Origin of the sequence: Saezia sanguinis (assembly GCF_963921665.1) — a bacterium.
GTDB lineage: Bacteria > Pseudomonadota > Gammaproteobacteria > Burkholderiales > Burkholderiaceae_C > Saezia > Saezia sanguinis.
On record NZ_CAWUGC010000007.1, the window covers coordinates 79,633 to 90,842 of the forward strand.

4 protein-coding genes are annotated in these 11,210 nt (G+C 52.0%); all 4 read right to left on the reverse strand.

Going from position 1 to position 11,210, the window contains the following annotated elements:
* Nucleotides 1–26: 26 nt before the first annotated feature.
* Nucleotides 27–8,081 carry an Hpt domain-containing protein gene (locus AACY98_RS05570; protein WP_339802646.1) on the reverse strand — a complete coding sequence of 2,685 codons (8,055 nt, stop codon included), beginning with the start codon at nt 8,079–8,081 and terminating at the stop codon, nt 27–29.
* A gap of 81 nt (nt 8,082–8,162) precedes the next feature.
* Nucleotides 8,163–9,947 carry a methyl-accepting chemotaxis protein gene (locus AACY98_RS05575; protein ID WP_339802649.1) on the reverse strand — a complete coding sequence of 595 codons (1,785 nt, stop codon included), beginning with the start codon at nt 9,945–9,947 and terminating at the stop codon, nt 8,163–8,165.
* A 283-nt stretch (nt 9,948–10,230) separates the two neighbouring features.
* Nucleotides 10,231–10,764 (reverse strand): chemotaxis protein CheW, encoded by a 534-nt coding sequence (locus AACY98_RS05580; RefSeq protein ID WP_126978322.1) that lies wholly within the window; start codon nt 10,762–10,764, stop codon nt 10,231–10,233.
* Nucleotides 10,765–10,812: 48 nt separating this feature from the next.
* On the reverse strand, nt 10,813–11,178 hold the full coding sequence (locus AACY98_RS05585) for a response regulator (RefSeq protein WP_126978324.1): 366 nt from the start codon (nt 11,176–11,178) through the stop codon (nt 10,813–10,815).
* Nucleotides 11,179–11,210: the final 32 nt, after the last annotated feature.

Below are 11,210 nucleotides of genomic sequence, written 5' to 3' on the forward strand. Positions count from 1 at the left end.
TGCTAACAACGCTTTCTTTTATGCCATCAATGGATGATGGATGACTGCTGCTTCACATAGCGGTGTACCAGCTTGAGCAGTTCCTCTTCCACATAAGGTTTACCCAGATAATGGCTCACCCCCAGTTCGTTAGCATAATCATGGTGCTTCTGGGCAATACGCGATGTGATCATGATCACAGGCAGCATCTGGGTTTCAGAATGTGAGCGCAGTCTGCGCACCAACTCAAACCCATCCATCCGCGGCATCTCAATATCGCTGAGAACCAGTGCGGGAATTTCTGCCTGAATCTGATTCAATGCATCCTGCCCATCCTTAGCCAAAGCGACCTCAAAGCCGGCACGTTCGAGCAAGCGTTGCGTCACACGGCGTACGGTCAGGGAGTCATCAACCACCAGAACCTTGTTACTGTGCGGCGTACGTGAAGTCTCTGCCTCTTCCAGTGCTGCAACAGCACCACTGCTGCCAACTTCGCTTGCAGTGACATCTGCAGGAATCACCATATCCTGAGGCACTTGCACAATAGCAGACAACTGGCCGTTATCGCCAAAAGAGCGCGCCAACGCCACAGGGTTATAGATCAGAATGATTCTGCCCCCCGAAAGCACTGTCAGCCCGGAAAAGCCAGTCAGGTGAGCGAACTGAGGCCCCACATTCTTAATCACAACTTCCTGTGAACCAATGATATGGTCGACCGCAATGGCAACCTGCTGGCCAGCACTGCGTAAAACCAGCCACTGCAACTTGCGTTCACCGAGTTTGAATGGTGTCGTTCCAGCCAGATTCAGCAAACCGCCTAACCAGTAAGCAGGTATCTCCATATCCAGATAACTGACCTTCCCGCGCCTAACCGCATCGCCGACGACCGGGTCTGAAAAGCGCTGAATGCTTTCGATCAGGTTAACCGGGATGCCGAAAGTCTTCCCCGCCACACTCACCATGACCACCTGCGTTACGGCGGTAGTCAATGGCATTACCATACGGAATTCAGTGCCTTCATGCGGTTGGGTCAACACTTCGACACGTCCACCCAGGCCGATAATTTCCGCATGCGCCATATCCAGGCCAACACCACGCCCGGCCAGTTCACTGACTTTATCCGCAGTGGTCAAGCCTGCTTTATATATCATCTGTGCCAGGTCATAATCCGAAACGGATGACCCCGGCTCAATCAGATTCATACTCTCAGCTTTTTTGCGGATCTTCTGCAGGTCAAGACCGGAACCATCATCCGATATGGAAATGGATACATCGTTGCCTTCCTGCGCCAGTTTGATCGTGATCTGCCCGACAGCCGTTTTACCAAGCGCTTTACGCTTTTCTGCCGGCTCAATCCCATGCACAATACAGTTACGCAAAATGTGCTCAAACGCCGGTGCAATGTGATCCAGAACCGCACGGTCAACCTCAATTTCGCCACCGATGATATTCAACTGCGTCTGTTTCTGGCACTCTTTGGAGGTCAGCCGCACAACCCGGTGAAATCGCTCACCAATGCTCAAGAACTCCACCATACGCGCACGCAGCAAAGTACGCTGAAGATCTCTTGCACTGCGGGACTGCGCCGCCAAACCGTCTTCAACCGTTGTGGCTGCATGCAACAATGTTTTCTGCACTGTTCCGACGTCATTGACCGATTCGGCCATGATGCGGGTCAGCTCCTGAATACGGGTATAGCGGTCGAACTCGAGCGGATCAAAGCCATGCCCTTCAACACGGGCCGACTCCATGCGGGATGCCAACTGCGTCTCTGCCTGCAACTCAACGTCACGCAACTGAACACGCAGGCGCTCCAGGTTGGTGCTCAGTTCCTGCAACAGCACATCCTTCAACTGGCGTACTTCCGCGGCCAGCTGACTGCGCAGCATGTTCACTTCACCAGCCTTGTTCACCAGTTCGTCAATCAAGGAGGCTTTCACACGCAGCAACTGCCCTGAGCTGACAATCCCGACCGCACGTGCAGCCGTAGGCTTGATTGCTCGCGGCATCACCTTGGGCTGATCTGCCAGCGTCACATCTTCCACAACCGGCGCCGGAATTTCCTCCGCCTTCACCGGTTCGGCTTTCACTGGCTCTACCTCAGGTGTTACCTGGTCCGGGACACTTTTTGCTTCGACAATCTTGGAAGAATGCTCTTTCTCCAAAACATCATGCATTTCAGCAACTGACTGCCCAAACAGTTTTTGCATCAGTTGTTCTGCATACAACGGAACCGGCCGATAGGTCTGATGGCGAACCTCTGCCGAAGCTCTGTAAAGCCTGTCAAGTTCAAGCTCAACCTCGTTGAACTGATCAATCACATGCCCAATCTGATCCACCTCGGGTGTGGTACCGATCAACTCTTTCAACGAAGCATTCAACTCCTGAGTCAACGCTCCCAGACGGCCGATACCAGACAAATGGATATTGTCACGCAGTGTATTCAGTGCACGCAGCACTTCCACCAGCGGCAGGCCCGAATCGGGGCTCTGCGCCCACGGATCGAGTTTTTCAGCAATCACCGGTGTCAGTCGCTGTGCTTCCTTACCAAAGAAGGTAAAGATCTCAGCCCCTACAGCATCACGGTCTGTTGCCTCCAATGGGTACAAAGCGGAAGTACTGGCCACTTCTGTAACCAGCGGCAAAATATCTGCATCCTGAGCCGCATCAGGCTGATTAACAGGCGGCAATACCTGCCCGCTCCTGATCTCCTGCTCGGCCTTGCACAACAGATCGAACTCGCCTTCAATCTGTATAAACTGGTCATGGATACTGTTAAACTCTTCATCAGAAGGCTGCTGGTTCTCCATGATCTTGAGCGTAGACTCAAGCGCATGAACCATCTTGCCCAGCCGTTTGGCACCCGTTAACCGTGAACTGCCCTTAAGCGTATGCAAAGCACGCAGTGCTTCCACCAGACGGGATGACTTGGGAGACTCAGCCCAATGCCGCAAACCGCTTTCAATGGCGGGCAACAGTTCATTGGTTTCCTCTTTGAAGATAGCAAACAAATCTGTCGTTACCGCTGCGCAGTCCTGCGGATCCAGCCGATAAACAGCAGAATCAACCGGAATGCCCGATGTAGCGGCTACCGCGTCAGAAGCTTTTTGTGCTGGCGCAGCCTTAACAGGCTCTGCAACCTGCTGAGCCGGAGCCGTAACTGGCTCCACAACTGCAGGTTGTACCGGCTGCGGTGCAGCAGATGAATCTGCAGGTGCAGCCGCATGAAGGTCAACAACCCCCTGAGCTACTTCTACTGCAGCGTCACACAATGTATCAAATTCAGTTTCAATATCGTCCAAACGACCCAGGACATCCTGAACCTGTTCTGATGCCCCCTGCTGTTGCTCATTGACATTCTTAAGCGCGGTCTCCAGTTCATGCGTCATATTGCCCAAGTGCATCGCACCTGCCAGACGAGAACTGCCCTTCAGCGTATGCAGAGCCCGCAACACTTCAATCAGCGGAGCATGATCATCGGGCTCATCCGACCATTCACGTAACCCCGAACTGATACGGGGCAACAGATCCTGCGTTTCCTCTTTGAATATGTCAAACAGATCTGTACCAACAGCAGCCCGATCTTCAGGATTCAGTCTTGCATAGGCCAAACGGACCTCATCAACACTTTGCTGCTGCTCGGCACCTGACACAGACGGTGCAGCACTTTCAGAGACCTGGTCTGCAGCCTGACATAACAGATCAAACTCAGCCCGAACTGCATCCAGCTGATGCAATGCGCCTTCAAGCAGGCCAGAATCCATCGGCTGGCGTTCAGACAGCTGATTGACAACCGGCTCAAGCGCCTGCACCATATTGCCTAAACGCATTGCACCTGCCAAGCGGGCACTGCCTTTAAAGGTGTGTAAAGCGCGCCGCACATCAAGCAGGCTATCGCCCGCTCCTGTTTGTGCGCATGTTTTTAATCCCTGCTCCACCCGGCTCAATAAACCGGTTGCCTCATTGCGGAAGAACGCAAACAGTTCCGTACCGACAATGTCAATTTCTTGCGGATCTACTTTTGTTAAATCAGAAGCAGATTCAACAATCGGTGCTGTTGCAACATCCGAGACGTCAACAGTATCCGTGACTGTCACGACTTCTGCATCCTGCTCATCAGCAGGCTCGTCTACGACGATCTCTTCTGCTGAATCTTCCGGCGCAATTTCTTCCACCACTTCCACGTCAGATTCTGCATCGTCAGCGGCTTGTACATCAGAAGACTCATCCACAATGATACTGTCTTCGCCATCCTCATCGAATGCATCTGCCGGTTGCTCTTCCTCTGACACAGAAACATCAATTGAATCATCTGCCAAATCGGCATCTGTGACCGTAAGTGGCTCTTCAACTTCATGTTGATGAGATTGAGGTACCTCTGCCACATGTTCAATCGGCATGGACTCTACATCATCAGTCGCAACAACCGCAGACGAGGCATGCTCATGAACAGGCTGTTTCTCAGCTACTGCACCCTGTACCGCTTCAAAATTGGTCTGTTTGAACTGGTACAGTGCAACAATCAGATCGGTATGAGGAATATCCAGCCGGCCATGGATAAACTGATCCAGCAGACGGCGGAACTCCAGACAAATCCGTTCCAAAACCTGGGTTGCTGAACGATCCTCAGGAACGCCAGCGCGAAGCGCTGTCAAGCGGTAATGTTCGAGCGCGCGCTCCAGATCTCTGGCAAAGCTGGAAAGCCCCAGAAAACCAACTGTAGCGGAACTGCCAGCCAATGCACGGGCAGAAGTCTGCGCCTGCTCCAGCGCATACGGATCCCCTTCGGAATGCCACCGCCCCAGCGAAGCCTCCAGCAGTTCAATGCGGGCACTGGCTTCATCAATATACAGATGATACAGCGCTTCATTGACTTCAATGCCACCAGCAACCACCTTAATGGTTTGTACGGCGTGCTCAGGCTCAGACACCGGTTCAGCCGCAACATATTGTTGTGCTTCTGCTGCACTTTCAGTTGGCGTTTCAGCCGTCACTGCATCTGTTGGCAGGGGCTCTGCCAAGGAAGCCACAACGGGCTCATGCACTTCCAACTGCGGTTCTGCAACCGGTTCCGGTACCGAGGCTGCCACAACATCTTCAGCCTTGACCGGCACTGCACTATCTTCGTCTACCTGTAATGTATCTTCCGGCTCAACAAGTGGCTCAATTGTTGCAGAAAGCTCCTGCGTCGATGGCTCGCTTGCAGGCTGTTCATCCTTGGCAACAGGGCTGGTACTTTCATCAGCAAAATCGATACCATTGTCAAATGTTGCTGCACTCGACGGCGCTTCAACACGTTCTTCAGGCACCGCCATCGGCTGAGCCAGAATCTCTTCCTGCTCCTCATAGCTGATCGGCTGTGTAGAAGCCCAATCCTGCGGTGGTTGGGAATCCGTGACAATGGATGCTTCTTCTTCAGCAGTGTCAACCGGTGTGACAGTCGGCTCATCAAAAGACTCCAGTTCAACCACTGTGGGTTGTTCATCTGTGCTTTCGCTGTGCTCTGCAACACTTGCAGCCATTTCCTCAGCAGGGGCAGCTTCTTTCTCTGCAATAGCACCGGCAACTTTCTCAGCCTCGGCTTTTTCTTCAAATACAGCAGCCTGCCAGTTACCATCGCCCTTGCCTTGCAGCAAGTCATCTACCCAGGATGCAAACTGATCGAATGCCCAGTTGGCAAAATCCACCAGCTTATGCGGGATAGGCTGATTTTCAGCAATCCACTCATTAAAACACTGTTCACATGCCCATGCCGCAGAACCGAACTCGGTCAGCCCCACCATGCGTGAACTGCCTTTGAGCGTATGAAAACTCCGGCGCACAGTGACCAGGGCTTCATGGTCGGTCAGGTTATGATTCAGCTTTTCCAGTTCTGCACGGGCAGTCTCGATGACTTCCTGCGCTTCCTCCAGAAAGATTTCTCGCAAATCATCACCAAAGTCATCTTCATCTTCGTGCGAAGAGGTTTCTTCGGGCAAAGGCGCACTGATAACCTGCGGTGCCGGCGGTGCCTCAACGACAGGCTCATCAGGCAATGCTTCAACAACGGACAATTCCTCTTGCGGCGCATCTTCAGGGAAGTCGATTGTAGCCTCGGCTTCATCAGCCTGATGCTCATCCTGAGGCGCTGCTGCTGGAGGGGCCGTCTGAGCATCTTCAATCAACCCCATGCTCAGCTCTTCTGTTGTCAGCTGATCGGTATCAGAGAACTCATCCTGCTCCTCAAGGGTAACTTCTGCTTCTGGCTCAGTCGCTGTCGCTTCCTGCTCAAATGATTCAGGCGCATCAGGCTGGACTTCATGCACTTCATCAGCCGCAGGGGCTTCCTGCGCCAAAGCCGCCGTATCCTGTTCTGTTGCGCGGTCCCGCCCCATAAGGAATTTAAATTCGTTATGTTCGGCGTCATACACAAACATTTTTCTGGCCACCAATGGCTGGTAACCCAACATATCAATCAGAAAACCCAGAGCCCCCAAGCTGTTGCTTAAAGAGCTGATCTGGCTTTTACGCTGCTCGTCAATCTGCTCCGAAACAGCCGATTCATTCTTCAGCAGCCAGTTGACCTGCCCTTCCATCATCAGGGTCGCACGGGCGGCCTCATCCAGTCCAAGGACGCTGAGAACGCCGTGAATCTGTCGCAGATCCATCCCTGCCTGAGACATGGCCTGAGAATTCTGAGTATTGCGCAAAAAACCGTCAATATTGCCTTCAGCCTTGCCCAGCAAAGTGCGGAGCTCGCCCACAACACTGCCCATCGTCTCACGGTCATTGACCTGACGATACAAGTCTTCAATCCACGCATCCAAAGGCAAAGGCTTACCGCCTTTGGCCACCAAGAGCATTCTCTCCGTCAAACGATTGAAGCGAGACTCTGAATTGGCATCATTTAAATCCAGGTCTGAAAAGAGTGCCTCTACATAAAGCACAGCGGTTGCCACTTCCAGCGCCAGTTCAGGAGAAGGCATCTGCCCGCGTGAAGCAATCTGCGAAACCGCCTGCAGCAAGGCCTGAGCAAAATGCGTGCTCCCCGGCATAATCTGCTGCAGCGACTCAGATACATTTTCAAACGCTTCCGTCACGGACTGCGCAGGAATAGGCTCACCGGAAGACAGCGAAGACCACACCAGTTTGGCTGCAGCAATGCGCTTACGCGCCAGCGTGATCAGCGCCGGATCAATGCGGCCATATAACGGCGCATCATAATTGACTATTTTGACCTGATCCAGATGGTATGCCTGGCGCACGGCTGTCAGGACCGGGTGTGCCTGGGTAGCAGGCCCTGCACCCTGTTGCTGTGGCACGCAGAAAAACAGCAGCGTTTTCACAAACTGCTCAGGGACTTCCATTTGCCCCTGGGTATACGATTTGTGAATATTTAAAACTTGCGAAGCCGCACGTTTTGTATAAATATTCAATGGAATTGACTGCGTGGCAATACCATCAAAAAAACCAGCCACCAGCGCCCAAAACTGCCCGGAACGCTCGTCTTTAGGTGAATAAGCCAGCCCTAATGCAATGGTTCTGAAATCTTTTGCCGTATCCAGATTTCCACGCAGCAGCCCCAGCATGACCTTGTCCACCCTGGACAGCGCTGACTCGAGTTCCTGCTCGTTGACCTGATTGGCCGCAGGCAGTGCAACATCCGTCCACTGCCAGTTAAATGACCATAAATCAGAAGGTTGAACGTTTAATTTTGAAATCTCGGCAACATCACGGTACTGGGCAAACAAACCCACCGGATATACCGGTTTGCCGTTTAACAGCAACTGAAAAAAATCAAGCAACGCGAAACAAGCCCGGTCAACCTTGTTCACATTGTCTGCATTCAAAGCGTCGGGCCGGTCTGTGAATTGTTGTACCGCCCCATTGATCGCCACCAGCATTTGCACTGCGGCTGGAATGTTCACCAGCTCAAGCGCCCCTTCGCTCTGGTGTAAACGACGTTGAATATCTTGTAAAGAAGACTGGTCTGCTGAAGAGCCTGTAGATCCTTTGCCCTGTGCCCGCTCATGCACACGCATGCGTAACGCACTCTGGAGCTGTTTGAGAACCCGCTCCACTTCACCATACACCATGGCGACTGTATCAAGATCAGCGTTCACTGAACCGCCAGATATTGCATCAGAATTCGACATGACACTCCCACAGTTAGCTGCTGAAAAACAGAAGTTATTGAGTCAAAATCAGGAAATCCTGAACCGGGCCACTGACCTTTCCAGTTGCTCAGCAACTCGCGCCAGTTCACGCACCTGCTGTGCCGTGGACCTGGTCCCATCCGCTGTCTGTTCTGTCACAGCAAAAATATGCTGAATATTTTCTGCCACACCGTTCGCAACGACGGCCTCGTTTTGGGTCTGCTCAGCAATCTGCTGAATCAGCGATGCCAGCCTGCGGGTCACAGAATCAATTTCAGTAAACGCCGTACCTGTTTCATCTGACAGCCGTGCCCCCTCGACCACACCACGTGTTGAACGTTCCATAGCGGCCATGGCATCCTGCATATCGCCCTGAATGGCTTTCACCAGCGTTGCAATCTGACGCGTTGCATCTGCAGAACGCTCCGCCAGACGCTGCACTTCTTCTGCCACCACAGAGAACCCGCGTCCCGCTTCACCGGCAGATGCTGCCTGAATGGCGGCATTCAAAGCCAGCACGTTGGTCTGCTCCGTAATGTCAGCAATCAGGTCGGTAATTTCACCAATTTCCTGCGATGACTCCACCAGTCGTTTGATACGTTTGGCTGTATCCTGAATCTGATCGCGGATGGTATTCATACCGCCAATAGCATTCTGCACAGCCTGCATCCCTTTTTCCGCCGCCTCAAGAGACTGGCGCGCCACTGTCGCAGACTGTTGCGCCTGGGTAGACACGTTGTTAATACGCGCCGCAACATCCAGCACGGACTGACCGGTTTCACGAATTTCACGCAACTGCTCGTCAGAAGAGGCTAGCAGTTCTGTCGAGGTTGACTCCACGACCGCTGTGGTTTTTGACACCTGCTCGGTAGCACCCTGCACCTGTGCAACCAGGTTGCGCAACTCTTCCACCGTATAGTTCACCGAGTCAGCGATAGCCCCGGTGATATCTTCAGTCACCGTTGCCTGCTGCGTCAGATCGCCTTCCGCCAGATTCTGCAACTCGTTCATCAAGCGCAAAATAGCAGCCTGATTGGCTTCGTTCACCCGGCGTGCCGCAGCCACCTGTTCCTGTGCCGCATGTCTTTGCTGCTCGGCTTCGGACTGCAAGTCCTCCACCAAAGCATTTAACTGGCTCATTTCCTGGCCACGCCCCCGTCTGACCGTTGAAATCTGCTTGATCACAATAATTGCCAGAACCACGATGATCAATGCCGCAACCAACGCCACAGCCGCCAGAATCAACAACTGTTTCTGAGCAGTTTCCTGTATCTTCTGCCCGGCCTCTTGAATAGAGGCATTCAACCTGTCTGCAGCGCTTGCAATGGTACCGACACGCCCGCGCGCCTCGTCAATATCCTCCCACGCCACAGAGGAACTGTTGGTCATCGAATCAAACGCTCTGGAAAGGGCATCTTTTCTGGTCTGCAAATCCGAGACCGCTTGTCTGAATGTTATGTAAGCAGGCTCCGAATCCGTCAGTTCACTTCTGTGAGGCTCCAGCAGTTCGTTCCAAAGGTTGTTAAGCTGCGTCGTCTGGGTATTCAGCGCGTTCCAGCTATCGCTTTTACCGGACAGGACCATTGACGCTGAAGATGATGTCTTTTGCACCTGTGCCTGCAGTTCGCTCAAACGCGACTGTGTCTGCGACATCTGCGTCATCTGCATATAAATATAGCCACCAATCCCTAACAACACAAAGACCATCACGATTAAGACGATCAATGCAGATGAGCTAGCGCCTTTTTCTTTGGAGCTAGATGAAACATACTCACCCAATACGGTTGTCAACTCTGTTGGTGTATCCAAGTTATTTTCATCACCTTGAGACATACTGTGTCCTTGCGAAGAGGCCGTGTCACGGCTGATTAACATAGTAAACTTTTACAATTATCTATAAAAGGTGCCGATCTGACAAATCAATACAGCATCCTTGATTCAAATTCAATAACATATGCAACAGCCACCTGCCCTTTTTGACAAAGGCAATGTACGGCTGGATCATATATTTCAATTATTATTGTTGCTCGCTCAATTTCTGTTTTTTCAACTGCACAAAACAGTTTATAAATTACCCCTAAATTTCCTGAACTTTCACCCCACTAAAAACATATCCTTATGATTCTATTGACAAAAAGTATTCATCACGGGCCAAGTCAGACATCCGCATAATCTGCCAGACCTGTCCTTGCTGATCAGCCAGATATTCGGCTGAATAATCCATTCCTTCCGGTGCCTGTGCCACACTCCAGTCGTTGTCATTACGCAGACCGGCCAAACGGTCCACCAGTAATGCACAACTCATCTCAAGTGATGGGTTAAAAGCAACAATAGACGCATTATGACGCGCCATATACTGCAAATCCGGCTTGCCCTTACGCAACCCCAGCCACCCGGCTAGATCAATCACGGCAAAAGGTGCCCCACGCAGATTAACCACCCCGACAAACCAGGGCTTGGTATGCGTCACGGACTCAATCTGTGAAATCGTCGAAAGCAAAACCACTTCACCGGCTTCCACCAGTGGCAACAGGTATTTATGACCAAGCACCTCAATCGCCAGCCAGCTTGCCACGTCACCAGCCGCCTCAGCTGTCTGCAAACGCTGCATCAACTGAGTCTGGAACTCTACCAATGACTGCTTGGGCATATGCGCTACTCCCTCATCTCTCTCATAACCGATTATATGTTTTTGGCATCAACTCAGAGCAGAAATTTTCGCCAACAGCGCCTCTGCCGCAACAGGTTTGGTCAGATAGTCAGAAGCGCCCTGCCTTAACCCCCAGAAACGGTCTGTCGGCTGGTCTTTGCTGGTACACATGATCACAGGTACTTTGGCATAGTCAGGGTTATGCTTGATCGCACGTGTCAACTGGAACCCGTTTATTCCAGGCATAACGACATCCATCAAAATCAGGTCGGGTACAGCCTCTTGCAAGCGCTGCATGGCTTCCTCTCCATTTTCAGCCGTACGTACCGCATAACCGTGCTGTTTTAATATGGAAGACAGATACACCAACTCTGTTTTGGAATCGTCAACAACCAAAATATTATGAATAGCCATGATATCTCAATAATGGTTTTACTATTTTGTTA